The 25,713-nt window shown below is 33.2% G+C and carries 26 protein-coding genes, 1 tRNA gene and 1 pseudogene; 13 read left to right on the top strand and 15 right to left on the bottom strand.

Features of this window, described 5'->3' with window-relative positions; all coding sequences use genetic code 11:
• The first annotated feature begins 36 nt into the window (after window positions 1-36).
• Together OTK01_RS05870 and OTK01_RS05865 are read left to right on the top strand one after the other, a co-directional pair.
• Window positions 37-1,161, top strand: coding sequence for a glycosyltransferase family 4 protein (locus OTK01_RS05870; protein WP_029228868.1), 1,125 nt, complete (start codon window positions 37-39; stop codon window positions 1,159-1,161).
• A 40-nt stretch (window positions 1,162-1,201) separates the two neighbouring features.
• Window positions 1,202-1,280 (top strand) — tRNA-Pro (locus tag OTK01_RS05865).
• Window positions 1,281-1,297: 17 nt separating this feature from the next.
• Here OTK01_RS05865 and OTK01_RS05860 read toward each other — a convergent pair.
• Entirely contained in the window at window positions 1,298-2,458 is a 1,161-nt protein-coding gene (locus tag OTK01_RS05860; protein WP_029228869.1) for a D-alanyl-D-alanine carboxypeptidase family protein, read from the bottom strand.
• Between the two features lie 157 nt (window positions 2,459-2,615).
• Between OTK01_RS05860 and sleB the strand changes: the two genes are divergently transcribed.
• Both sleB and OTK01_RS05850 read left to right on the top strand, forming a co-directional pair.
• Window positions 2,616-3,293 (top strand): spore cortex-lytic enzyme, encoded by a 678-nt coding sequence (gene sleB / locus OTK01_RS05855; RefSeq protein ID WP_029228870.1) that lies wholly within the window; start codon window positions 2,616-2,618, stop codon window positions 3,291-3,293.
• A gap of 22 nt (window positions 3,294-3,315) precedes the next feature.
• The gene (locus tag OTK01_RS05850) at window positions 3,316-3,558 is read left to right on the top strand and encodes a hypothetical protein (protein ID WP_232841702.1); all 243 of its coding nucleotides are present in this window, start codon (window positions 3,316-3,318) and stop codon (window positions 3,556-3,558) included.
• Window positions 3,559-3,636: 78 nt separating this feature from the next.
• On the opposite strand, the gene OTK01_RS05845 is transcribed toward OTK01_RS05850, so the two are convergent.
• The 4 genes from OTK01_RS05845 to pepF form a co-directional block, all read right to left on the bottom strand.
• A complete protein-coding gene (locus tag OTK01_RS05845; RefSeq protein WP_029672180.1) occupies window positions 3,637-4,080 on the bottom strand; it encodes a Fur family transcriptional regulator in 444 nt (147 codons plus the stop codon).
• Between the two features lie 264 nt (window positions 4,081-4,344).
• Window positions 4,345-6,174, bottom strand: a complete 1,830-nt coding sequence (gene feoB / locus OTK01_RS05840) for a ferrous iron transport protein B (RefSeq protein ID WP_029672181.1) — start codon at window positions 6,172-6,174, stop codon at window positions 4,345-4,347.
• Between the two features lie 11 nt (window positions 6,175-6,185).
• Window positions 6,186-6,407, bottom strand: coding sequence for a FeoA family protein (locus OTK01_RS05835; RefSeq protein WP_013403073.1), 222 nt, complete (start codon window positions 6,405-6,407; stop codon window positions 6,186-6,188).
• 239 nt (window positions 6,408-6,646) lie between these two features.
• Complete coding sequence (gene pepF, locus OTK01_RS05830) at window positions 6,647-8,527, bottom strand: oligoendopeptidase F (protein ID WP_051129963.1); 1,881 nt, start codon at window positions 8,525-8,527, stop codon at window positions 6,647-6,649.
• Between the two features lie 299 nt (window positions 8,528-8,826).
• On the opposite strand from pepF, the gene OTK01_RS05825 reads away from it, so the two are divergent.
• The 3 genes and pseudogenes from OTK01_RS05825 to OTK01_RS05820 all read left to right on the top strand — a co-directional run bounded on the left by OTK01_RS05825 (window position 8,827) and on the right by OTK01_RS05820 (window position 11,419).
• The gene (locus tag OTK01_RS05825) at window positions 8,827-9,339 is read left to right on the top strand and encodes a flavin reductase (RefSeq protein ID WP_029228874.1); all 513 of its coding nucleotides are present in this window, start codon (window positions 8,827-8,829) and stop codon (window positions 9,337-9,339) included.
• A pseudogene (locus tag OTK01_RS13345) lies at window positions 9,333-9,434 on the top strand ((2Fe-2S)-binding protein); the annotation flags it as partial. The gene OTK01_RS05825 and the pseudogene OTK01_RS13345, both read left to right, overlap by 7 nt.
• 269 nt (window positions 9,435-9,703) lie before the next feature.
• Window positions 9,704-11,419 (top strand): hypothetical protein, encoded by a 1,716-nt coding sequence (locus OTK01_RS05820; protein ID WP_029228875.1) that lies wholly within the window; start codon window positions 9,704-9,706, stop codon window positions 11,417-11,419.
• Window positions 11,420-11,586: 167 nt separating this feature from the next.
• Here the strand turns inward: OTK01_RS05820 and OTK01_RS05815 are convergent, their stop codons facing one another.
• The gene (locus tag OTK01_RS05815) at window positions 11,587-12,942 is read right to left on the bottom strand and encodes a glycosyl hydrolase (protein WP_013432855.1); all 1,356 of its coding nucleotides are present in this window, start codon (window positions 12,940-12,942) and stop codon (window positions 11,587-11,589) included.
• A gap of 235 nt (window positions 12,943-13,177) precedes the next feature.
• Between OTK01_RS05815 and OTK01_RS05810 the strand changes: the two genes are divergently transcribed.
• Genes OTK01_RS05810 through OTK01_RS05795 form a run of 4 tightly spaced genes read left to right on the top strand, consistent with a single transcriptional unit; the run spans window position 13,178 to window position 16,534 of the window.
• Window positions 13,178-13,597 (top strand): sigma-70 family RNA polymerase sigma factor, encoded by a 420-nt coding sequence (locus OTK01_RS05810; protein ID WP_232841743.1) that lies wholly within the window; start codon window positions 13,178-13,180, stop codon window positions 13,595-13,597.
• Between the two features lie 6 nt (window positions 13,598-13,603).
• The gene (locus tag OTK01_RS05805; protein ID WP_029228876.1) at window positions 13,604-14,752 is read left to right on the top strand and encodes an anti-sigma factor family protein; all 1,149 of its coding nucleotides are present in this window, start codon (window positions 13,604-13,606) and stop codon (window positions 14,750-14,752) included.
• 35 nt (window positions 14,753-14,787) lie between these two features.
• Entirely contained in the window at window positions 14,788-15,708 is a 921-nt protein-coding gene (locus OTK01_RS05800; RefSeq protein ID WP_232841703.1) for an ABC transporter ATP-binding protein, read from the top strand.
• A complete protein-coding gene (locus OTK01_RS05795) occupies window positions 15,680-16,534 on the top strand; it encodes an ABC transporter permease (RefSeq protein ID WP_029228878.1) in 855 nt (284 codons plus the stop codon). The genes OTK01_RS05800 and OTK01_RS05795 overlap by 29 nt, the downstream gene beginning before the upstream one ends.
• A gap of 75 nt (window positions 16,535-16,609) precedes the next feature.
• Here OTK01_RS05795 and OTK01_RS05790 read toward each other — a convergent pair whose 3' ends face one another.
• The 7 genes from OTK01_RS05790 to OTK01_RS05760 all read right to left on the bottom strand — a co-directional run bounded on the left by OTK01_RS05790 (window position 16,610) and on the right by OTK01_RS05760 (window position 22,015).
• Window positions 16,610-16,927, bottom strand: a complete 318-nt coding sequence (locus tag OTK01_RS05790; protein ID WP_029228879.1) for a hypothetical protein — start codon at window positions 16,925-16,927, stop codon at window positions 16,610-16,612.
• Between the two features lie 25 nt (window positions 16,928-16,952).
• Window positions 16,953-17,267 (bottom strand): hypothetical protein, encoded by a 315-nt coding sequence (locus tag OTK01_RS05785; RefSeq protein WP_013432861.1) that lies wholly within the window; start codon window positions 17,265-17,267, stop codon window positions 16,953-16,955.
• Window positions 17,268-17,485: 218 nt separating this feature from the next.
• Window positions 17,486-18,370, bottom strand: a complete 885-nt coding sequence (locus OTK01_RS05780; RefSeq protein WP_029228880.1) for a tetratricopeptide repeat protein — start codon at window positions 18,368-18,370, stop codon at window positions 17,486-17,488.
• Window positions 18,371-18,373: 3 nt separating this feature from the next.
• Window positions 18,374-18,922, bottom strand: a complete 549-nt coding sequence (locus tag OTK01_RS05775; protein WP_013432863.1) for a hypothetical protein — start codon at window positions 18,920-18,922, stop codon at window positions 18,374-18,376.
• A 19-nt stretch (window positions 18,923-18,941) separates the two neighbouring features.
• Window positions 18,942-20,336 (bottom strand): AAA family ATPase, encoded by a 1,395-nt coding sequence (locus OTK01_RS05770; protein ID WP_029228881.1) that lies wholly within the window; start codon window positions 20,334-20,336, stop codon window positions 18,942-18,944.
• A gap of 234 nt (window positions 20,337-20,570) precedes the next feature.
• Window positions 20,571-21,458, bottom strand: a complete 888-nt coding sequence (locus OTK01_RS05765; protein WP_013432865.1) for a tetratricopeptide repeat protein — start codon at window positions 21,456-21,458, stop codon at window positions 20,571-20,573.
• Between the two features lie 236 nt (window positions 21,459-21,694).
• A complete protein-coding gene (locus OTK01_RS05760; RefSeq protein ID WP_013432867.1) occupies window positions 21,695-22,015 on the bottom strand; it encodes a hypothetical protein in 321 nt (106 codons plus the stop codon).
• A 344-nt stretch (window positions 22,016-22,359) separates the two neighbouring features.
• Here OTK01_RS05760 and OTK01_RS05755 point away from each other — a divergent pair, with 344 nt between their 5' ends.
• On the top strand, window positions 22,360-22,482 hold the full coding sequence (locus OTK01_RS05755; protein ID WP_269011795.1) for a hypothetical protein: 123 nt from the start codon (window positions 22,360-22,362) through the stop codon (window positions 22,480-22,482).
• Between the two features lie 77 nt (window positions 22,483-22,559).
• Window positions 22,560-23,882: an ATP-binding protein gene (locus tag OTK01_RS05750; RefSeq protein ID WP_029228882.1), complete on the top strand. Its 1,323-nt coding sequence runs from the start codon at window positions 22,560-22,562 to the stop codon at window positions 23,880-23,882.
• A gap of 55 nt (window positions 23,883-23,937) precedes the next feature.
• Here the strand turns inward: OTK01_RS05750 and OTK01_RS05745 are convergent, their stop codons facing one another.
• Together OTK01_RS05745 and OTK01_RS05740 are read right to left on the bottom strand one after the other, a co-directional pair.
• Window positions 23,938-24,363: a PD-(D/E)XK nuclease superfamily protein gene (locus tag OTK01_RS05745; protein WP_014042415.1), complete on the bottom strand. Its 426-nt coding sequence runs from the start codon at window positions 24,361-24,363 to the stop codon at window positions 23,938-23,940.
• A gap of 15 nt (window positions 24,364-24,378) precedes the next feature.
• Window positions 24,379-25,251, bottom strand: a complete 873-nt coding sequence (locus tag OTK01_RS05740; RefSeq protein WP_029228883.1) for a DNA adenine methylase — start codon at window positions 25,249-25,251, stop codon at window positions 24,379-24,381.
• Window positions 25,252-25,713: the final 462 nt, after the last annotated feature.

Raw genomic sequence — 25,713 nt, 5'->3', positions numbered from 1 at the left:
TATAATAAAATTGACCAAATTGAAAATGAAAAAATCATGAAAATTGGCATTGATGGTAGAGCTGCTAAATGGTATAGAGGTTCTGGTATTGGCACTTACACTTATCAGCTTTTAAATTATATCAAAAAACTCGACAAAGAAAATGAATATTTAATAATCTGGCCTGATAGCTGCGAGACAGAATTTGTACTTGCACAGAATATAAACATCAACCTTCTTCCTCAGCAGTTAGATAAGTTCTGGGAAGAAATTATGATAAAAGAGATTATACTTCAAAATGATATCGATATATACCATGTCCCTCAAAATGGAATTGGGCTTCCTCTGTCTAAAAAATGCAGCTACATTATTACCCTGCACGATATAATTCCTTTCAGACTTCCTGAGACAGTCGGACCAAGTTATTTAAAGATATTTAGGGATATCGTCCCAAAGATTGTTAAAATAACTGACTGCATTATTACTGTGTCTGAGTTCTCTAAAAAAGATATTTGTGAGTATTTTGATATCGACCCTTCAAAAGTATTTGTAACATATTTAGCAGCAGAAGACATATACAAGCCCTTGCCAGAAGATAAAGTCAAAACCTTTCTTTTGCAAAAATTCAACATTGACTTCCCATACATCCTTTATGTAGGTGGTTTTTCGCCAAGGAAAAATCTCAAAAGATTGGTCAAAGCCTATTCCTTAATAAAAGAAAAAATTGCACCTATTTCCCTTGTAATACCAGGGAAGTTCAGCAGAAGTTATGAAGAAATAAAAAATCTGGTTGAAAATCTCAATCTCACTTCCCACGTGCATTTTCTTTCCTATGTGGATGTAGAATATATGCCATATATATACAACGGTGCTTTGCTTTTTGTATATCCATCGCTGTACGAAGGGTTTGGTCTTCCACCACTTGAGGCAATGGCTTGCAAAGTCCCAACTATAGCAAGCAACACAACTTGCCTGCCTGAAGTTTTAAAGGATGCTGCCCTGTATGTGGACCCTTATTCTGAAGAAGACATCGCTCAAAAAATACTGCTTGTTTTAGAAAATGTAGAGCTGCGAAATCAGCTTGCTCAAAAAGGTTATTTGCTTTCAAAAAGTTATAGCTGGGAAAAAACAGTTTTAAATACATTGAAAATTTACCAGCAAATTTTTTCCTTGAAATATTAAAAAAATTAGAATATAATTGATGGTGTAAATAACAAAAGGTCGGGGCGTAGCTCAGTTTGGTTAGAGCGCTAGCTTGGGGTGCTAGAGGTTCGCTGGTTCAAGTCCAGTCGCCCCGACCATTTTATTTTTTTCAAGTTCAGATTTCAAGCCTAAAAAGTATGCGGAAAATATCAAAAAGATTTCTCTTTTGGACATTCTTCTTGGCAATTAAGTCATATGCACCCAGCAATTTCCCTTCTTGCCATAGTTCTAATTTTCCAATCTTTTGCCCAGCTTTCACAGGTGCTGATATTTGCTGAGGCAATGCCACTTTTGACTCAACTGTACTTTCATCACCTTTTTTAACAAGAAGTTTGACATCTGTGCTCAAAATTGCTTCTACTTCTTTCTCAATTCCATTTTTTATCTTTACCTTACCAAAACAATATCCTTTAGAATAAGGGCTGTACATTGAAAAATTTGCAAAACCCCAATCCAAAAGCTTTGTGGCCTCATTAAACCTTGTTTTGCTGTCTGGCGCTCCCATTATAACCGCAATTAAATGAAGGCCATTTCTCAAAGCCGATGCTGATACACAAAACTTTGCTTTGTCGGTAGAACCTGTTTTGACACCCGTGCACCCTCTGTAAAACCTTACAAGCTTGTTTGTATTTGTAAGACCAAATTTGCCTTCTCTTATGGTATCTACCCATGTTGTAAGGTATTTTCTGATGATCTTGTGTTTTAAAAGTTCTCTTGACATTATTGCAACATCATATGCGCTTGTGTAATGATTCTCAGCATCAAGTCCATATGGATTTACAAAGTTTGTGTCAAGCATTCCAAGTTCTTTTGCTTTTTTGTTCATCATATAAACAAATTCTTGGACGCTTCCTGCAATGTGCTCTGCAAGTGCAACACACGCATCATTTGCTGAGGCAATTGCAATTGATTTTAAAAGCTCTTCAACTGTCATCTCTTCATTTTCCTTAAGATAAACTTGAGACCCTCCAAGGCTTGATGCGTTTTGACTTGCAACAACTCTGTCAGAAAGTTTTATCCTACCTTTTTCTATTGCTTCACATATCAAAATCATGGTCATTATCTTGGTTATCGATGCTGGGGAAAGTTTTTCATGTGAGTTCTTTTCGTAAAGAATCCTTCCTGTGTCAAAGTCAACAAGTATCGCTGATTTTGCTGAAATTTCTAAGGACGGTGTTTGGGTTTGAAGGGACTCACCAAATACCTTTTTACAGGCAATATGTGAATTTCCAAAGAGCATAAGAAATACTATCAAAAATGTTATGGCTTTTCTCACCTTGTCATCACCCCAATTCTTTAATTCTCCTACTTTTAAATTATCTGCACATTGAGCTTTGGTTATTCACTCATACATATTCTCAAAAATTTAGATGCATAATACTATTTGTAAAATCTTATTGCAGCGTGAATTAAACTGCATGGGGTGATGATAAATGAGATTTGTAAAAGCATTAATATTATTCATACTTTTGAGTTTGAGCGTGTATATCACAGCTGACTATCAACACCTTAAATTCAAATATGCTCTCTCTCCTATTATCCTTTCATACTATGGCTCTACAGGACCAGAGGTTATTGAAATCCAGAAAAGACTCAAACAGTGGGGATATTATGATGGGCCAATTGATGGTATTTATGGATATAAAACATATATGGCTGTAAGATACTTTCAGGCAAAAAATGGTCTTAAAGTAGATGGAATTGCAGGAAGCGAAACTCTCAGGGCACTTGGAATTGTCACAACAACACGTTCATCGTACAGTTCAGACCTCAACCTTCTTGCTCATCTTATCAGTGCAGAAGCACGGGGAGAACCTTACGTTGGACAAGTTGCAGTAGGAGCAGTGGTGCTGAATAGGGTAAGACATCCAAGTTTTCCAAACTCAATAGCAGGTGTGATCTATCAACCAGGTGCTTTTGAGTCTGTAGCAAACGGCCAGATAAACCTTCCCCCAACAGTATCAGCAATAAATGCTGCAAGGGATGCTCTCAACGGATGGGATCCTACAGGCGGTGCTCTTTACTTTTTCAATCCCGCAAAAACTACAAACAAATGGATTTGGAGCAGGCCAATTGTGGCTGTCATAGGTAATCATGTATTTGCAAGGTAAAGGAAGGTGAATCAATTTAAAGATGCAACTTCCTTTTAAATTGTACCCTCAACAGCCCATTGCAGGCGATAAGTTAATAGTAACCTATAATAATGGTATTTTGCTGGATGGTCTTGAGAAGGAGATTTATCTTAAATTTGGGTTTGGAGAGGAGTTTGCAGAAGGCAAAGTTTATGAAACTAAAATGATAAAAAAAAAATGGCGAATATATAGCAGTACTTCCTCTGCTCAAAAGTGGTATTTTGTTTGTAGCATTCAAAGATAGTTTTGGTAATATAGACGATAACAATGGAACCTTTTATAAGATAGGTATAAAATCAAAGGAATGAGAAGAAGCTTCTTCTCATTCCTTTTTGCAATCTTTACATATACCATAGAACTTGACTATGTGATTAACAACTTTAAATCCTTTTTCTTTTTCTATTTGAGCCTCTAAACTTTCAAGTAAATCATCTTCTGCCTCTTCCACTTTCCCGCACTTTATACATATTAGGTGATGATGATTGTGGGAATCTTCGCTATTTGAAAGTTCAAAACGTGAACATCCATCGTCAAGGTCAATTTTGTTGAGAACCTTTAAATCGTTCAAAAGCATTATGGTCCTGTATACTGTTGCAAGTCCAATCTCTGGCATCTTCTCTTTTACTATCTTGTAAATCTCCTCAATGCTCAAATGTTTGTCTTGATTGTCAAGAATTGAATCCAATATTATTCTTCTTTGTGTCGTGAGTTTATAACCTTTCTGCTTAAGCTGATCTTTTATTTCTTCCAACTGATCTTTTTTCATTCTGAATATCACTGCTCCGCCATATCAATTTGTAATTTGCAATTTACTTATGATATACATTTTATTCTCTCAAAAGCTCAGATGTCAAGACTTCATTGAACAGCTCTTTTTGCAGCTTTTGCAATTTCCTGAACATTTGAACGCTTCAACCAAAGAAGCGTTACACCGCGGACATTTTCTGTTTGTAATGTCGACCTCATAACCACAAACAGGACATTTTACTTTCATTGCAAAAACACTCTCCTTTTTTGAACATGCAAAAGCTTAAAGCATTATATTTGCAAGAATTCCTCCCACCAAAATTGCTATCACAGCAGAAGAAATCCATACAAAAACTGAATATTTAAGCCCGTTTTCTTTTGTCATCATAGCAAAAGAAGTAATGCAAGGAACAAACAATGTTGTTGTTACAAGTGCAACAAACATCTGACCTTTTGTAGTTGGAATTGTCACAAGTCCTGCAGCACCATAGTCACGTCTTATTATGCTCAGGATAAACACCTCGGTTATTTGTTTTGGCAGCTTTAAAAATCCTGTAATAAGCGGCTGTGCAAAATTTTCTATAGCATGAAGAAAGTTTGTTGCATCCAAAAATCCAAGTACAAGTGTTGCTGCAACAAAGATTGGAAAAGCCTCTACCAAAAATCCTTTTGATTTATAATAGGTCTTTTTCAAAACATTGGAAGGCTGAGGAATTCTCAAAGTCGGAAGATCTATTAAAAGCGATGTTGATTCACCCTTTATAATTTTATTCAATATCCTGCCCACAAGCCCAAAGATAAATCCAATTATCAATATATAAGCAACAAGATACCAAAACCCGAGTCTTGAGATAAGGCCACTGATTATCCCAAGCTGAGCAGAGCATGGTATTGTGAGTCCCAGCAAAAACATTGTAATGAGCCTTTCTCTTTTTGACCCTAATATTCTTGTTGTCATTGTTGCCATTGTGACACAGCCAAAACCTAAAATTATAGGAATTATCGCTCTTCCATTTAAACCTATTTTATTGAACACTCTGTCAACAAGCGTTGCAATTCTGGGAAGATAACCACTGTCTTCTAATATACTCATAAAAAGGTGGAAGGCTACAACAAGGGGAAATAGCAATCCCAAAAAGATGATTGGAAACATAGAAAGTATTCCATAATTGCCAACAATAATCTTTTCTAAAAATGCATTTGAAACAAACTTTTCTACAATCCCTTTTATGAAGCCAAGGTAATACTCTCCCATTACTGTATTCATAGTAAAGTCAACCAGTCTTTGTGCAACAAGCACTCCCATAAAATAATACATAATATACAAAGTGGCAAATAAAATAGGAATTCCTGTGACAGGATTTATGAGAACTTGACTTAATTTGTTTTTAAACTCAAGCTTCTTGGTATCAAACTTGACAGTTTTATTGAATATCTCATCTACATAAGTGCGCCTCAAAGCGTATATTTTTTCTTGAAGTTCAGATACTGATGAACTGAATACATTTTCAGCTTCAACAAGGGTTTCACAAGAAAATTTCTTTCCTTCAGATTCTAAAATCTTTTCTAAATTAGCAGTGATTCTACCTTTTTTAAAAAGATTTTTATCTATAGCCTCTTTTAATTTGTCAATACCAAGTCCTTTGCTTGCCGATGTGGCTATCACTTCAACACCAAGGATTTCTTTTAGCTTTTCTATGTCAATTTTGATATTATTTTTCTCAACCTCGTCAACCATGTTAAGTACAACTATGACTTCTTTTTGGTAATCAATAAGCTGCTGTGTTAAAAATAAATCTCTGTCAAGATGCACACTGTCGACTACATTTATAATCTTCTGAGTACTTAGCACAATATCACGCGTTACAATCTCTTCATCATTGAAAGAAGAAATTCCATAAACGCCCGGTGTGTCGACAATAACATAATCCTTGTAAAAACCATAATTAACATCTACAGTTGTGCCGGGATAGTTTGAAACTTCTACATATCTTCCTGTCAGTTTATTGAAAATAACTGACTTCCCAACATTAGGATTCCCAACAAGTGCTATTACCTCTTTGTCATCTGGAATATTTAGCATCTCTTGTACACAGTGACAGTTCAAATGCATCAAGCCCCTTTCTACTTTTGAGTCTCGACTTCAATTTGCTTAGCAAGACCGTTTCCTATTGCAATCTCTTGGTGATTTTTCCTGAGAATAATAGGACCATTATTTATTTTAGCTACACATTTTACTTTGCTTCCTTCATTTATACCAAATCTCAAAGCATACACACGTGCGGTTTTGCTTTTTATGCTCTTTATTATAACTTCCTGGTCTTTTGAAATCATATCCAGCGTCAAAGCTGATCACCTCTCATGACATTTAACATAAAACTCTTTGGTTTTTTGAAAATAATTTGTAATTGATATTTTGTGTTAATTGAAAATCATTTTCAATTATATAATAACAGATTTTTCTTTCTGGGTCAAGAAGAATATTTGGAAACTGCATCTCTTTTATTTAAAACTAAAAAAAAGGGACCACTCCTCTTCTTTACGAGCAGTCCCTTTTGAATCTTTATCTTTTTTCTTTTTCTACCCTATATCTTTCCTTGCTTTTTCAAAATCTTTTCCATCTCGTCAACAAGCTGACCAAAGTATGTTAACAAGTTGTCAACTGGCTTTGTTGATGTCATATCAACACCTGCTTTTTTAAGAACATTGATTGGATAATCTGAACTTCCAGCTTTTAAGAACTCTATATATTTAGCAGTATCGCCTTTTTCAATATTCTTTACAACCTCATTTGCAGCAGCCATAGAAGTTGCATATTTGTAAACATAAAAGTTCATGTAAAAGTGTGGTATCCTTGCCCACCATAGTGTTGCAAGCTTATCAACTTCAAAGTTATCACCGTAATACTTCTTCATTAAACTACCCCAAATGTCACTCAATGTTTCTGCAGAAAGTGCTTCGCCTTTTTCAACTCTTTCATGAATTTCTTTCTCGAATTCAGCATACATAACCTGAGTATAAACAGTACCTCTTATATTTTCTACAAGAGTATTTAAAAGATAAAGTCTTTCATCATCACTTTTTGCTTTTTTAAGCAGATAATTTATCATGAGAAGCTCATTTGTAGTCGAAGCAACCTCAGCTGTGAAGATTGGCACATTAGAATTTATATACTTTTGTGTCTTGTTTGTATAGTATGAATTTATAGCATGCCCAAGCTCATGAGCAAGGGTTAATACCGAATCCATAGTGTTATTATAATTCATAAGGATATAAGGATGCGTATCATACGCTCCCCATTGATATCCACCTGTGTACTTGTTTTCGGTCTCAAATACGTCTATCCATCTATTGTTGAATGCAATGTTTAAAACCTTTAAATAATCATTCCCAAGGGGCTTTAAACCCTCTAAAATTAAATTCTTCGCCTGTTCATAATCAATGTTCATTTCATAATTTGCTACAAGCGGGACATACATATCATATATATGAACTTTGTCAAGATTAAGTACCTTCTTTCTGAGCTCTACATACTTATGCAAATACTTAATATTGTTATTGACTGCCTTGATGAGATTATCATAAACACTCCTTGGAATAAATTCTTGTGCTAAAGAAGCTTCTAATGCTGAATTATATTTTCTTGCCTTTGCAAAAAACACATTCTTCTTAACCTCAGCAGTCAATGTAGCTGCCAATGTATTTTTAACTTTGTCAAATGAGGAGTATATACCTTCAAATGCTCTTTTTCTGAAATCTCTGTCCTTGCTCTCAAGATACTTTCCATAGCTTGCCTCGGTAAGTTGAATCTCATTACCCTTGTCATCCTTAATCTTTGGGAATGTTAAATCTGCATACTTTAGCTGAGTGAATATATTGTATGGTGAGCCTGCAAAATCCTGAGCTAACGCTAATAATTCTTCACCCTCTGGGGATAGTGTATGAGGCTTTTGCTTTAGAACAGCATCCAGATACATTTTATAATCTGCAAAACTCTTATCTTGCATATAGGATTTTAAAGTTTTTTCAGGCAAACGCAAAAGTTCTGGCTGGATAAACGAAACCGCTGCCGAGACTTGCGCATACATTGTCTCAGATTTTGATCTCATTTCATTTGCCTTGTTATCAGCCTGATTTTCATCAGCCTTCATATGAGCATAAACGTAGACTTTATCTGCAATTCTCATCATTTCATCTCTTAACTTTAAACATTCAAGTAGCTTATTTTTGTCTGAAAGCTTACCCTTATAGTTTTGAAATTTAGGAATATAATAATTTAGAACCTTGTTTAGATCTTCATTCCATTTTTCTGGTGAACTATAGATGTCTTCAAGATTCCACTTGTACTTGTCAGGAATCTCACTTCTCTTTTTCACACCTTCAGAAGCAAAACCAATAACTGTCGTGACAATAAAAGAGAAGATGACAGCAAAGACTAAAAGTTTTCTTAAATGCACTCTCTTCATTTTGTTCGCGGCAACTGCCGCTTTCCCCCTTTCTTAAAATTGTATTCATGTGTACTTTTATACATTCAATTTGGTATAAATTATACATCATTACAACTATTTTTGCAATACTATTAAAGATAGTCTTCAATTAGCATTCAGAGTTTTGCTTACCCAATGAAAAATACTACTTGAGTTACAGTATCAACCGAATTTTGTGCCCTAAATGGTTTGAAAATTAAAGTTCATTGTAGTAATATTTAATTCAAAGCAAAAAATCGCAAATTTCTAACTCTGAATTTTTCACGAGGTGATGTAAAATGGCACACAAGACAATCTCAATAGAAAAGCTAATCTTCAACCCTTTTACTTTGATAGGAAATGAGTGGATGCTTATCACAGCAGGCAACATCAATTCCTTTAACACAATGACTGCAAGCTGGGGAAGCTTAGGCTACATGTGGGCAAGACCTATTGCATCTTGTGTCATAAGACCACAGAGATTCACAAGAAAGTTTGTTGAGGAAAACGAATTTTTCACATTATCATTTTTTAATGAGGAGTACAGATCAGCTCTTGAAATCTGCGGCAAATACTCTGGCAAAGATGTTAATAAGCCCGAGATGGCAAAGCTCACTCCCAAAGAAGATGAAGAGCTCAAAACAGTGTTTTTTGAACAGGCTAATCTCGTTTTGATTTGCAAAAAGATTTATTTTCAAGATATAATCCCTGAGAACTTTCTGGACAAAAGCATTGACAATTTTTACCCTGCAAAAGATTATCATAGAATGTTTATTGGGGAGATTGTCAAAGTGCTAAAGAAGGAGAGATAAACAATCCAACTGGAAAGTGCTTCGCTGCTGTTGTCAAAGAAGCATTTGAAAGGGCTACAAGGATTAAAGAAGAAAACAAGGACTGCCTGAACTGATGCTATCGGCATGCTATCGGCAGTCCTTTATTTCTGTCTTGAAAAAAGTAATTGCCTTGCCGCTTATATATACTCTTTGGTCGTCTGTTCTGAGTTTTAGCACTCCTTCTCTTTTGATCCCTGATAGACCATAAGTTGCATCTTTTGTTATTGTTTACTCTACTGTGGTGCTAATGAACAGCTAACAAAAGGGTTGTAATAAGAATCTTTAGTGATATAATATTCTTTGTAATCGATTTACTTAAATATTGAAAGGAAGGTTTTGACAAATGGCATATGATAACTTCAAATTGGCAATATACTGTCCTGCCGGATTTTTGAAAAATGTAGAGTTTGAAACACTTAAAAAAGATTTAGAGTTCTTCCAAAGATATTTAGACATCTCTAAGGTATATCTTGAAATGCACAGAGGTGCAGATACCATCCCAAGAGAAAAGATGCTCAGAATAAAAGAGTTTTTTGAAGAAAGAAATATCAAAACTTCTGGTGGTATTACTGCGACTGTGGTATTTGGAAATGAAGAACTTGATTATTATAGAATCTTAAACACTTTTTGTTACACAAACCAAAAGCATTTAGAAATGCTAAAAGAGATTGTGGAATACACATCTTCTTTATTTGATGAAATTATCTTAGACGACTTTTTCTTCACTGCCTGCACATGCCCATCTTGTATTGATGCAAAAGGAAATCTCAGCTGGAGCGAATTCAGATTAAATTTAATGACAGAGGTTTCAAGAGAGTATGTGATAAAACCTGCAAAAAGAGCCAATCCGAATGTAAAATTAATAATCAAATATCCAAATTGGATAGAGTCGTATCAAGAAACAGGTTACAACCCTCAAACTCAAGCGGAGATTTTTGACTATGTCTACACAGGTACAGAAACCCGCGACCCTGTACACACACAGCAGCATCTTCCAAGGTATGCAAGCTATTCACTTTTGAGATGGTTTGAAAATCTAAAGCCAGGCAAAAACTTTGGTGGATGGTTTGACTCTTTAGATTGCCTATACAACATTGGTAGCTATCTTGAACAAGCAAATTTAACTGTATTTGCAAAGGCAAAAGAGATAACCTTGTTTGACTTTTCACACCTGAGAAACTCTGTATTTGTCCCAGCACTTGGCTTTCTGCTTCAACATCTTGATGAGATTTGTAAATACATTGAAAATCCTATAGGAATTCCTGTTTATCATCCATTTAATTCATACGGTGAAGACCATATTTATGACTACTTGGGAATGGTTGGAATACCCTTTGAACTTACACCACATTTTCCCGAAAACAGTAATATTGTTTTTGTTACAGCTGACTGTGCAAATGACAAAGATATCCTGCAGAAGATTAAAAATCATCTCTTAGCTGGAAAAGACGTAATAATGACCTCTGGTTTTTTAAAAGCCATGCAAGGAAAAGGAATTGAAGATTTGACCTCTGTAAGAGTAACAGATAAAAAGGTTTTTACAAACTTCTTTGCAATCAAAACAGAAGTCTGTTCATTTTCAAAGTATGTATATGGCAATAAAGAAATACTAATTCCCATTTTAGAACACAGGACAAACGCATCATGGCAAGAGATTGTCGCAATCTCAGGTGAAAACAACTTCCCTATTCTGATGAAGGACTCTTATGGCAAAGGGACTATTTATACGTTGACTGTACCAGAAAACTACTCTGACATTTACAACTGGCCACCTGAGGTATTAACAGAGATTCGAAAGGTATTTATGAAAAATTTTGATTTTTACATCGAATCCGAGGAAAAGATAGCCATTTTTGCATACAGCAATGGAACTTTCATAATAGAGTCTTTCTTGCCTTACAGAACTAAGGTAAACCTACACATTAAGAACAAAAACAAAAAACTTATTGATCCTCTAAAGGCTTTTGAACTTAAAGTCTCTATGATATCAGAAAATGAAAATATCTATGAAATCAACTTAGAACCAACAAGTTTTAGAGTTTTGAAATTAGAAAACTAAATTTTCTTGAAATTTCTTGCGAAAGGAGAGTGCTTGTAAAATGAGCAGTGTTTTTGAGAATGAAGTAATAAAAGCAATTATTTTAATTATTAGCATCACAAAATTCAAAGGCTGCCATTTTGAATAGTTGACGTTTCTCAAATGGCAGCCTTGATTTTTATTTTTTCTCATCCTCTAAACAAGTCGAATCTATCAAGTGTTATTACATAAGGATGACTATAAACCTTTTTCAGATGTTCAAATGAATTTATCTTGCCATCAGTTGTAAATCCACCCCACCAAGGCATAAACCAAAGCCAATAAGTTTTTGTATTTTGCAAAACATCTGGGTCAGGGATTGGTCCGTTTTCTGTCAAAGCTATGGGTTTTTTAGCTTCTGTCAGCTCATAAACATAATCATACCAAAACGAAAGAGGACCATAGTTTTGGGGTGGGGCATAAAAATCAACCCCTGCAACATCATAGTAGTCTTTTTCTATTCTCCAATCAGGATGTGGTGCATTCCAAACCCATATAAGATTGTTTAGCTTAAAGCAATTAGTATACACATCATACAAAAGATAGTAAAGCCTTTTGTAGGCTTCAGACCCTTTTGCTCCCCACCAGAACCATCTGCCATCAGCTTCATGAAGAGGTCTGAAAATAACAGGCACATCTGCATCTGCCATGATTTTTAGCCACTTGCCAATTTCATATATGTCCTCCATCAGCAGCTTGTTTTCTTTAGTATTAGGACAAAGAGCAGCCTCTATGTCAAAATCGGTGTTTTTGGTATAAAAAGTCTTGTCGCTGCCTCCTGTTGGAGAGAACCAATGCCAGCAAAATGTCACAATTCCTCCAAACTCTTTGTGCCATTTAATTGCTTCTTCAACAGAACCCCTATTCATCATAACTTCAAACATTGCATCATATGTCATATTATCAGTAATGGTGTGTTTTGTATAGCCGAGAAAATCGAAGCCACGAAGAGCTGGCTTTTTGCCTGTTTGATATTCTAAATATGCAATTTCTGGTCCTACTGCTGTGTTTGTGTGCTGGCCAGCAACAATTGCCTTGCCATAAATTTCCGAAAAATATTCCATTAAGATTTTGCATTTATCGGAGGCATTTTTGTTTGCAAGCTCAAATGAAGGAATACCACCTTGAAAATCTGTTTTTTCAACTTCAATCCCATATACTTGAGCCATTCCCCATCCAGCATAAATTTTGATTTTTTTCTGACCGCTTTCTAAGAAAACCCTCCCAATCTTCACTTTTGAAACTTCACTTGATTCAGAATTCAATCTAACATCGCCATAACACAATCCATCTATATCCACAAGATAAACAGCCATTGCGTACTTTTCTATTTTGGATTTTAAATAAAGATTGTAATAACCACTTTTTTCTATTTCTATGCAAAACTCAATTTCAAACTTGTCTGATTCAGGCAAAGCACTATAAATATCTTCCCCGCTAATATGTTCTTTAATAATTTTTATTCCCTTTAACATTGCTTCTTTTATACTCTTGCTTATTTTCATACCTGCTCTATCATCCTTTCATAAAAATTCTTTCAACAATTTTTTCTTTTGATTTAGAAGCAGTATATCAAATACATCTTAAATTAGCATGCAGAAATTTTAAAAAATATTTTATATTCTTTAAAACATGTCACAAATCCTGTGTTCAAATTGTTTATAATATTAGAAAGCAAAAAACAAAGGGGGTTTTGGGTCGCTGGACTTCGAGCAGATTTATTCTAAATACTATCAAAAGGTGCTAAATTACCTGACATTCATGTTGAAGACTTCAAAAGAGGCAGAAGACATTGCGCAGGAAGTTTTCTACAAGCTCATTAAAAATCCCCCTCGCGAGGATAATATTCAAGGATGGCTTATTACTGTTGCAAAAAACCTTGCAATAAACTACTTAAAATCGCAAAAGAGAATTTCTATCGGAGAAAAGTATCTGCTCTGCTCTCAAACCCCACAAGATGAGATTGAAATACTTCAGGTCAAAATGACACTTGAAAAGCTGCCTGAGGAACAAAGAGACCTGCTAATTTTGAAATACTCTGGATATACATATGAAGAGATAGCAAAGATTATGAATATAAACCCGAATTCTGTCGGCACTATGATTGCAAGAGCTCAAAGAAAGTTCAGAAAAATCTATGAAGAGGGGGAAGGAGAGTGATATTTGATGTGCTATAGCGAAGGAAAGCTCCAAGAGCTCATTGATGGGGTACTTTCTAAAGAAGAAAGTTTGCAAGTCAAAAAACATCTTCTTGTGTGCAGAAAATGCAGAAAACTCTACAATGAACTGAAGAAAACAAATGAGTTTGTATCTATGAAAATCCAAAAAGTACTTAATTCAACCGCAAATAATAAAAAGGGAGGGTTATTGGGTATGCTTAATAAAAATAGAAAAGTTGTTCTTACAGCAACATTAGCAGTTATTTTTTTAGTCAGCATAATATTTACACCTTTTGGAAAGGCTTTGTCGGATGCCTTGAGGATTTTCAGAGCATCGTCTGTTGAGCCAATTGCAATTACTATTTCTGATCTTCAGGAAATTGAAAGCAAGCTGCAGCAGATTAACGCTAATTCTACAATTGATTTAAAACAGTTTGGAAAAATCCAATTCAAAAGTTCAGAAAATCACAGCATATATGTGGAATCATTAAACTCAGCTGAATTTGAATCTGCAAAGAATATCTTTAAAAAATACAATATAACCCCCGATGAAATAGCTTATCTTTGGCAAAAAGAAAATATCAAAAGCATGATGATAAATGAAAATCCAAATATAGAATTAGAATTCAGACTTGACATTGACAAAGTAAACCAGCTCTTAAAATCACTTGGATCTAAAACCCTGCTACCTCAAGCACTTGACCAAAAAGAGTTTGTGCTTACCATGGAAGGTGCACTTAATTTAATGTTCTACCCTGTAAAAAATTCTGAAGAGTCCAAAAAATCTACTGTATATATGATACCTTCATTAGAAATAGGAATTGTAAAAGTTCCAAAGTTAACAACCCCAGTTGAATTAGATAAGGTTAAAATATATGAAACAATAGCAAACTTACCATTTGTTCCAAACAATATAAGGTCTCAGCTTCTTTCAATCAAAGACCCTCTTTCAACACTCCCTATTCCTGTGAATAAAGATGAATACGATTATAAGAAAGTCAGTATTGCAGGCAATGACGGACTGATCGTTTACCATAAAAACAATCCTAATGATAGCACTATTGTATGGGTAGACGGCAATAATAGTGTAAAATATATTAAAGCAGAGTCTGCTTCTGAGCAAAAACTTCTTGAACTTGCAAATTTGCTAAAATAAATGGAAAATAAAAAAGGCAGGGATGATATTTGATATTGAAAACAGAAAACCTTACAAAAGAGTATTCATCTAAAAACGGGTGCTTTAATATAAACCTTGAAATAGAAAAACCTATGGTCTTTGGCCTTTTAGGGCCAAATGGTGCTGGCAAAAGCACACTTGTAAAAACCCTTGTGGGGCTTTTGAGACCCACAAGGGGAAAGGCTTTTTTGCTTGGAAAACCTTTTGATGATATTGTCATTAAATCAAAAATAGGCTATCTTCCTGAAAATTTTAAATACCCTGACTGGATGACAGCTTATGAAGTTATGGAATTCCACTGCCAGCTTTTAAAAATGAAAAACTACAAAAATGAGATTTATTCTCTACTTGAGAAGGTAGGAATAATTGAGCACAAAGACAAAAAGATAAGGTTGTTTAGCAAAGGAATGCAACAGAGGCTTGGACTTGCCGTCAGTATGCTAAATAGACCAGAGATAATATTCTTAGATGAGCCAACCTCTGCACTTGACCCAATTGGCAGAATTGATGTGAGAAATATAATAATCGAACTAAAAAACCAAGGAACAACAGTTTTTTTAAACTCACACCTTTTGTCTGAGGTCGAAAAGGTTTGCGACAAGGTTGCTATTATTAACAACGGCTATATTGTTGCAATGGGAACAATTGATGAGCTGACAAGAAAAGCTTTAAAGGTAACTTTTGTGTTAGATAAAGTGGACAGCAAATTATTTGAGATTATAAGTTTGAAAAATATAAATATCTTGAATCATTCGCAAACTACTTTAGAGTTAGAACTTTCGTCACATGAAGATGTACCCATCCTTGTTGAAGAATTTGTGAGAAGTGGTTATAAGATATATGAGGTTAAAAAATCACAAGAACTTGAAAATGTGTTCTTACAGGTTATAGGAGAGGGGTATTTTGATGTTGGCAATAATAAGATACTCTTTTAAAGAACTTTTGAGAAAGAAGATATTTTTGATTACAATTGTGATGTCTGTAGCTTTTTTGTTTCTATACAGTTGGGGGTTAAAAGAAATAGCAGAAAATCTAAAACAGCAAAAAGGCATGATGACATTTGCAATGCAGCAGGTTACTGTATTTTCATCGCTTGGTTTTTACTTTTCACACCTGATGGTTGCTTTTTTGGTTGTGTTTGCAACATCAGGGATAATTTCGTCTGAGATTGAAAATTACAATGTGCACACAATCATTGTTCGCCCAATTCCACGGTGGAAATATGTGTTGGCAAGGTACTCAGGTGCCTTGATTTTTATAAATTTATATTCAACTGCAATATTTTTTAGCATATATACTATTAACAAGACATTAGGATTTTCTATTGAGCACCCGATATCACAGGTAGTTTTGGGATGGCTTTTGTTTGAATTAATTGCTATTGTGCTTTTGACAGTTACAACATTCTTCAGCACATCGTTCTCAACCCTTGCAACTGGGATACTTGTTGTACTCCTGTTTGGATTTGCAATGATAGGAGGTTTTTTGGAGCAGATTGGCTATGCAATAGCAAATTCTTCAGATGCCTCAACAACACTTCAAACAATAGGTATTGTATCAAGCTTGATTTTGCCAACCGACAACATCTACCGCGAAATGGCAAACATTCTTTTTAAATCTAATTTGATTGACTTTTCAACCATAGACCCATTTGCAGGTATATCAAAAAATAGCGTCTACATGAAAATATATTGGTTTACTTATATTTTTATTTTGCTATTCTTGAGTGTTAAAAAGTTTGGAAAAAAGGATTTAACATAACAAAATGGGCTGCGAAAATCACCACACACGCAGCCCATTCTTATTTGCTTTTAAAGTTGTTTATTTAAATTTTTACTATTGCAACTTATTAGTTAACTTTGCCGCCACAATAAAAATATGTTTATATTTTTTGGCAATCTGTTCTAAAAATTTGTTATCATATTTGAGATAAAGACTATTGTCTGTAATTATTTCAACACTGCTATTATTCTTATCTTTTTTCCCTACAGCCACTAAAGATAAAACAAACGGTTGATCATTTTTAACTCTCGCTAAGGGAGTAATTATTATCGTTTTATCTTCCTTTTCCGACAATGCCGACATTTTTATAGGTTCAACTGTTGAAGTACCATTCTTATCAATAGTATATATTGAATACTTGCCATCTTTCAAATATAAAATTCCCACTTCAACCTCATTAGTATTTTCTATAATTGTTTCCCATATGTATGCCACCTATTTTTTTGCCATTGCCATATTCCTCAGTCCAAACAACTAAATATTTGGATTTTAGCTTATTAAGATAGATTTTAAAAAGCTTTTCATCTTCACATTTGAGCATATCATATAATAACTGCTCACGCTTAGACAAATTCTTTAACTCAAAAGGAAGTACCTCAGCATATTCTTTAAAACTCTTATTCCCAATTTTTAAAGATTTCAATGGTAGTAGGTCAATAAACAAAATAGTTACTAATGAAAATATAAAGATTAACAACACATAGTCAGTCAAATTCTATCTTCTTCATCGATGATGCCGGAAATCACTTAATTAAAAAACCTTTTTCTTTGCCTATCGATCAAGTAGGTTACGAATAATGCTTAGGTCAAGATTTTGCGTTGGCTCATCCAAAAGAAGAATCTCTGCACCTGTTGAAAGTGCGAATATGACAAGAAAATTTCTCTTGGTATGCTCATTTAGTTAACCATATGTAATGCATGGTATTAATATTAATATTTTCTTTTACAAAATAATCTTATAAAAGCTTTTTTAACAAATTTGCTAAATTTATATACACTCGGCATCACAAATACCATCATATAAATAAAGCTAAATATAATAACCCAAACAGCAGCCAGTATATACATTTTTATTAGACTTAATAACAAAAAACCACCCAAAAATAAGATATAAAATAATTCATATGGTAACTTCAAAAAGAGGCGGTTAAAGTATAGCAAAGGCGAGTTAAGCATTTTCAAATACTCCAAAACCATAAGCATATCTTTGTCATTTGGATATTCTTGCCAAGCAAGCTTAGCATGATTATACGCCTTTTTGAAGTTTCCTCTATTGACTTCATACAAAACTAATAACTTATATATACTGCCAATTTTGCCTGAAGATGCAAACAATTTTTTAATTGTCTTGTTAGCCTTTTCAAAATTTCTATTGTAAAGATTTACAAAAAATTCATTTTCTAAAATTAAATCATTTGTGGGTTCCAAAGACTTGGCATATTTTAAAATTTCTAAGCCCTTTTCAATAAAACCTGTTTCAATCAAAAGTCCGCTGTAACAAGCTAAGACTTCTACATAAACATTATCTATCTTTAAAGCTTGCAAATAACATCTCTCAGCCTGAGAATAATCTTTTTGATGGTGATATATCTGCCCTAAAACAGCCCATGCAACTTTATTATTAGAATCAATTCTCAGAGCTTCTTTAGCATAATCTTCTGCTTTTTTCAGATTATCAGATTCCAATTCTATAACTGAAAGTTGAATATATGCTTCTGCATTTAAAGGGTCTTCTTGTAAAATGTTTTGAATAACTTCACGTGCTTTTTCATAATTTCCACTTTCTAAATAATGCAAGACAAGGTCTCTCTGCACACCTCATAACCCCCCTGCTAATTTAGCAACTACTGCTCCTATAGCTAATCCTATGCCTACTTGTATTAAAATTCCCACGAACACAACAGCTGCCATTGGCTTGTAAAAACCATTTTTAACAGCATTATAATATACAATCTGTCTCTTTTCTAAGATTCTATAAAGAAGCAAATATAGTACATTAAATAATCTTACAATAATTTTCCTGTAAGATTTAATATCATTTTTTCTTTCATTCGTAATCTCATTTGATTTCTTTAACCGTTCTCTGATGTCAACAATTTTCTCTTTAGTCTTTCTCTCTCTTACTTCTGTAATTGTTTCATAAGTAATAACACAAGCTTCAGCAGCATAGAATAAAATAGCTAATAATATAAACACATTAATTATTTTCTTGCCAACACCCATTGTTTTTAAATTTCCAATACAAACAGCTGCTAAAGGAATAATGCCCGCAAGAATAGCCACCCACCAAAAGTTTTGAGACTTATAAATTCTTTTACTCTCATAATTTTCCAATATGGGTTCAAAAAGTTCCTGGTTCCCTTCCATCTCTTCTCACCACCTATATTTATAAATGTCTGCAGTATTTGTTAATAAACTTTGCAACATCATCAAACCTTCCATCTTCATTTGCGAAAGTAATATAGTTTTTCATGATTCGCAGCCATTCAATAGTAGAAGGTTTAACCTTTTCAATTGCTTTGAGCAAATCTCCAGTAGTTATTCCTCTTTCTTTCCCTCCGCTCAATATTTCATCTATAATCGCTTCCGCAGCAGTTTCTACTACATTTTCAATATCCGCTCCTGAGAAAAAAGAAGTCCTTTGCGCTAATAAATCGTAATTTATCTCACCATCCACAGGTCTTCCCATCAACTTTACTCTGAAAATTTCTCGTCGGGCTTCTAAATCAGGAGGTGGAACAAATATAAGTCTGTCAAATCTTCCTTGTCTTAACAAAGCCATGTCTAAATCCCATGGAGTATTAGTAGCACCAATAATAAGTATTCCTTCATTTTCAGATTTGAATCCATCCATCTGCAACAGTAATTCATCTGTGAGCACTCGGAAGGATTCTTGTCTTTGTTTTACTCTGCTATAACCAAATGTGTCAACTTCATCAAAGAAAAGTACACACGGTTTGTGAAAGCGAGCATACTCAAAAACTTCTTTTAAGTTTTTTTCGCTTTGTCCAAAATATGGATCAAGTATATCAGAAATGTTAACAGCTAAAAAAGGCAAATTACACTCACCTGCTAAAGCCCGTGCAAAAAATGTCTTACCACAGCCTGGTGGACCATAAAAGAGAATACCCCCACCTATCCTTTTCCTAAATTTCTGGAAAATAGATGGATTAAAAAGAGGTTTTATAATCCTTATAGTTAGTATGTTTTTTAACTCCTCATAGCCGCCAATATCACTAAAAGTAAACTTTTCTTCTCTTTCTTCAATAAATTTGTGTATTTCTCTTTTAGTTTTAAAAACTTGAAAGTCAATAACATTTTCTAAATGTTCATCATTACCATTTGCTTCTTCGACTTCTTCAAATTCCTCTTCTAATTCTTCCTTTTCAGCTTCTTCATACTCCTCTTCTTTTACAATTTCTTCATCCTCATCAAATTCACCATCTGCCTCAAATTCATGGTTTATTTCTATGCATTCCTTTTTGGGATTTGAATACTCTTCAATTTTCACCACCTTTTTGTCCTCTTGTATATCTGAAATTTTAGAATTCTCCTTTAAATCCGTTTGTGGAGCCTTCTCTTTTTTAACAACACTACTCATAGCAGCTACTATTAAAAGCTTAAGATCTTCCTCATTGCAATTTTTCAACGCTGCTATAAAATAATTCATGGCAGCAGTACTATTTCCATTTTCCGCGTATTCAAGCCCGAGCAAATAAAGTATTTCACTTTTATCAGGCATTTCTTGAAGCAATTTTTCAAGTACTCTTATCTTGCTCATATTTTTTATATTTTTTATATAAAGTTTGCCTAAATTATATACTATACCTAGCTAACATGTCAATATGAGGATTAAAAGCTATTATGAGAGATTGTGGAACAAAAAAGCTATATTACTGTCAGAAAGAAGATGTGTTTTAAAAAGTGCTTGGTTACAACTATTAGTTTTTCCATGACATCATTACTTAACAGCTTAAAAATAGATATTTGTTATCAGATGATAAATTTTTCAATCTCAAAATTTTTTATTATTTAACACTCTTGTAAATATCTTTTTGATATACTGGATTAGTCTATAGATATATGTAGATAAATAGCTCAAAATACTGATAAGTAGAACAAACACACTCCAAATAGTCAAAGCTGAATATTGTTTAAGTAAATAAAGTATTAAAGAAATTCCAACAAAAATAATATATAGTAGTTCTGAGGAAATTTTGCTGGCTAATCGATTTATAAAAAACAAAGGTGAATTAATCATTTTTAAGTATTCCATTATCTTCAATAAATTGTAATCTGTTGGTCTTTCTTTAAAAGCAAGTTTTGCATATTCATATGCTTTCTTGAAATTTGACCGATTGTATTCATATAAAATTAGTAACACATAAATATTCTCAATATCCATGGTAGATGAAAACAGCTTTCTGATACTTTCATTTGCTTTTTGATAATTCATTTGGTAAAGATTTACATAAAATTCATTTTGTAAAATAAGCGAATTTGTAGGTTCTAATGATTGGGCATATTTTAAAATATCTAACCCTTTTTCAACAAAGCCTGTCTCAATCAAAAGTTCACTGTAAGAAACTAATACTTCCACAAAGGCACTGTCTATTTTCAAAGCCTGTAAATAACATTTTTCTGCCTGAGAATATTCCTTTTTTAAATGATATATTTTGCCTAAAACAGCCCACACACCTTTATGATTAGCATCTATACTTAGCGCTTGCTTAGCATACTCCTCTGCTTTCTTTAAATTTTTTTCTCTAATTTCAATTAAAGCAAGGTTTAAATATAAACTAATATCATACGGATTTTCTTTTAGCAGGCCAAAAATCAAATCTTTTGCTTTTTCATAATCACCCTTGTCAATGTAAAACGATATTAAACTTCTATCTTCCATTATTTCATCCCCCAATTAAAAACCGCTAAAAATATTTGATATTGCATACAAGAAAGCTACTACTGAGAATTCAATAACCACTATACCTATTACCAAACCTATCATTGGTTTATATAGATTATTTTTAGAAATGTAATAGTATAGAATTTGTTTCCTTTCTATTCTTTTATACAGAAGAAGATATAAGACATCGAGTAATTTTTGCCCCAATCTAAACATACTCTTGTAAATTCCTGCTATTTCTCTTTCTTTTTTTCCTCTAAAATGCCTTTTCTGTACTCCTCAATAGTACTATAACCTCTTTCTTTATGTATCAATAATTTAGTAGTATAGTAATAAAAACCAAATTCAACTGCAAAAATCAAAATGGCAAGAACTAAAAACGTATTTATAACTCTTTTACTTAAACCAAGTGTTTTTAAATTAGAAATACATACAACAGTCAATGGAAGAAGACCTGCAAGTATTGCAACCCAGATAAATTTTCTTGAATCGTATATTCTTCTTTCTTTAAAGTTTTCCAATGAAGGTTCAAAAAGAAGGTTATTGTTTTCCATCCCCCAATTCCCCTCTCTTTAATTTTAAGTTCTCTTGCATTCACAATCACAACTATTATTTTATATAAATTTTAGTTATATTGTTATAATTATAACACAAAATAGTAATTGTTAGAAGCTCCACTTTGAAAAGCTGTGGTGTTTTTTAATTATGAATATATTTGAATTTAATCAAAAATTATCTTGATTGTTAAGAGTTTGTCAATCAAAATTTTGAATTTAATAAAAGAGACTTTTCAAAAGAGATTGGGTGTTCTAAAATAAATGTAGAGATAAAGAGAATACCATTTTTACTAAGTATCTTTAAATGTTTTTTTCTATTTCTTGAATCAGAATTAATTGTGATGAAATATATTGAGAATACAAAAGCAAAGATTGTAATAGGAAAACTTGTTGAAATTGGAATGGAATGCGAGATAGATACCATTGAGTGCTTGGAAAATCCCTCAGTAGCTAATGGCTCTTAGGTTAAAAATCAAAGGAAATTTGAGTATAACTTTTATTACAAAAGATTCTAATTTTGGTACAAAGGAGACGTGCTACAATGGAAGAGAAAATAGGGCTATACAGGCTGTGTTTTGAAAGTCTAAAAGTCTATCGAAACCTTCTTCATGATAGTGTTCTTGAAAAGCTGTATAATCTTATCTGCTATATTGACGATGGAAATCATGATTTGAAAAAAGTTATAAATCTTTACAGCACAGTTTATTACAATCTTTTAGAAGCCGGGAAAAGGTGCAGTTTAAAAGAATACATTATTGCGAAAATTCTCTTTAGTGAAAATACTTTTACAAAATTAGCAGCAAAAAGTATTAACAATATAGCAATAGACGAAAGTCTTAAAAAAGCCACAGCTCATGATTTAGATTGTCTTGAGTTTATATCAAACTTTTCAGGAAAAGAGATAAGGGATTACTTAAAAGATTGTGCCACCTTATCAGACTTTTTAGCTGAAAGTTTTTTAGAGTTTAAAGTCACAAATACCATGTTGCACAACACCATTGATAATTCTACAAAAACCATCATTGAAAAATTTTTGAATATAACTCCTTGGAGCAGTTTAATTGAGGAGCTTATAGAATTCCACAAGCAAAATGGCTTTGGAATTTTCGCAAGGTACAAAGGTTTTTCATGGGACGGAAATAATCTTGTGGGTATTGAAAATTTAGACCCAATAAGACTTGATGACCTTGTAAATATTGAAAGGCAAAAGAAGATTGTTGTTGAAAATACTTTGGCGTTTTTAAATGGTAAGAAGGTCAACAATATTTTGCTCTATGGCAGCAGAGGGACTGGAAAGTCATCAACTGTAAAGGCTCTTTTGAACGAATTTTCTCACAGAGGTTTGAGAGTTGTTGAGGTGTTCAAAGACCAGCTTTACACTTTTCCAAAATTAATAAGAATCTTAAGAGATGTCCCGCTTAAGTTTATAATCTTTGTAGATGATTTGTCTTTTGAAGATATTGAGGAAAATTATACCAAACTAAAAGCCATATTAGAAGGATCTTTAGAAGCAATGCCTCAAAATGTTGTGATATATGCAACTTCAAACAGAAGACACCTGGTAAAAGAAAGGTTTAGCGACAGAAGCAGTTTTTCTGATGATGAAGTACACTGGCAGGACACTTTAGAAGAAAAACTTTCTCTTGCTGACAGATTCGGAATAATAGTCACATACCCATCCCCAACCCAGCAGGAATACCTTGCAATTGTTGAGGAGATTGCAAAGAAAAGAGGAATTGAGATTACAGAAGAGCTGCACAGGCTTGCACTGCAGTGGGAGATGAACTACAATGGCCGGTCACCTCGAACTGCAAAGCAGTTTGTAGACTGGTATGAGGCAAACCAGAAAATGAAAAAGGGCTAAGGCGGCACCAGATGTGTACTTAGCCCTTTTTGGTTTTTTTAATATCTTTCTACTTTTACAGCAATTTTAAATTTGATCTTTTGACAAAATCTTCAAAAGATAATATCTCTACTAAGTCCCCCTCTTTTATGTAGTCAACGTGCTTTTGATTTAGATAAAAATCTTTTGCTTTCTTAGTATATCCTGTTCCACTAATTACAATATAAGCTTTTTTATACCTTGGATTTTCTTTTAAAATTTTTACTAAAGTCATTATCTCATAAACTATTTTTTGCTCTGCAGTCCCACGTGTTTGCTGCCATTTAGCACTTATAATTATCTCATCATTTAAAACAAAATCAGCTTTATATTTATTCCCGAAGAGATCATTGCCAATTACAACCTGTTCTTTAAAAGCACCAGCGTAATTTTCTAATAACGCTTGTTTGATAAGTTTTTCATGAACTCTTCCCGTTCGAGTACCTCTACCACCTGGTGACACAATAACACCTTCTTTTCAATAATTAGTTATAATAACTTCTTTATGACCTGTCCTCTTTCCAGCACTTGAATTAATAAGCCTTTTTGTTTCTATTACCTCAAGGTTGTAACTTTTATAAAGTTCTCTTATAAATTCTGAATCTGAGTTGCTTATCATAACAAAACAACCCTTTTTGCTAAGATTATCACAAACATTTTTCAGCCTTACCTGCTCTTCTTTTGTAAAACCTGCAACTGTGTAGTCAGTAAAATTAGCTGTTTTGGACACAGGCATGTATGGAGGATCAAAATATACAAAATCAAACTCAGAAGCTTTCTTAACCGCTTCTTCAAAGTCTGCATGTAAAATTTCAACAGACTGCAGCATTTCTGAAAAGGCAAATATTTCTTCTCTACTTGGCAACTTAGGATTTTTATATCTTCCAAAAGGAACATTGAATTCGCCCTTTGAATTTACTCTGTAAAGCCCATTGTAACAGTGTCTGTTCAAATAAAGCAATAATACTGCTTTGAGTAAATTTTCATTTTCAATTGTATTCAGACTTTTTATCTTAATAGAATTGTAAAGTTCTCTTGCCTTATAGTAATCGTCTTCAGTGTTTTTAAAATCTAAATTTTTAATATAGTAAACTACCTCATCTGGACAATTTCTAATTGCAGTGTAGAGGTTTATGAGATCAAGATTAATATCTGAAACTACAGCACTCTTTAAAATTCCTTTATTATAAAGCTCTATTAAAAGTGCTCCGCCACCTAAGAATGGTTCAAAATATGTAGAAAAGTGGTTGGGCAGTTTTTTAAACAAACTTTTTATTATCTGTCTCTTGCCCCCTGCCCATTTTACAATTGGCGAAACCTTTTGTGGTAGAAAAGTTATTTGTGTTCTCATTGAAAATCTAACTCCACTGATTAAATTAGTTTTGATTTGATTATACCATACATTTGTTTGGTGTGCAAGTATTTATTTTCCTATTATTTTTTCACCTTACAAAATGTAAGAACGCTTGTAATAAAACAATTATTCAAAAATAAAATAAATTGAATTATCATAACTTTAAAATCTGAATGTTTTCACAAATTATAAAGCCACTTAAATAGATTCCACTTATTATTAATGTTATGTAATCTTCACTTTTTTCAAAATACAATTTAAAAATTTGATCCAATTCTCCCTCATCGATTTTTATCTTTTCGTAAGAAAACTCAAATTTGTAAACATTTCTACAAATAAAACTTAACTTTGGTTGTGATTTGGGATTGTAAGGCAATGTTTACATTTTAATAGTTATTCTTATTTTGGTAATATTGTAATATCCTCAATTATATCATCATGAAATGTTGGAAAGTAACC

This window comes from Caldicellulosiruptor acetigenus (assembly GCF_026914305.1).
Classification (GTDB): domain Bacteria; phylum Bacillota; class Thermoanaerobacteria; order Caldicellulosiruptorales; family Caldicellulosiruptoraceae; genus Caldicellulosiruptor; species Caldicellulosiruptor acetigenus.
Note: the sequence above shows the minus strand (reverse complement) of the source record. Positions and strands in the feature narration are given on the sequence as shown.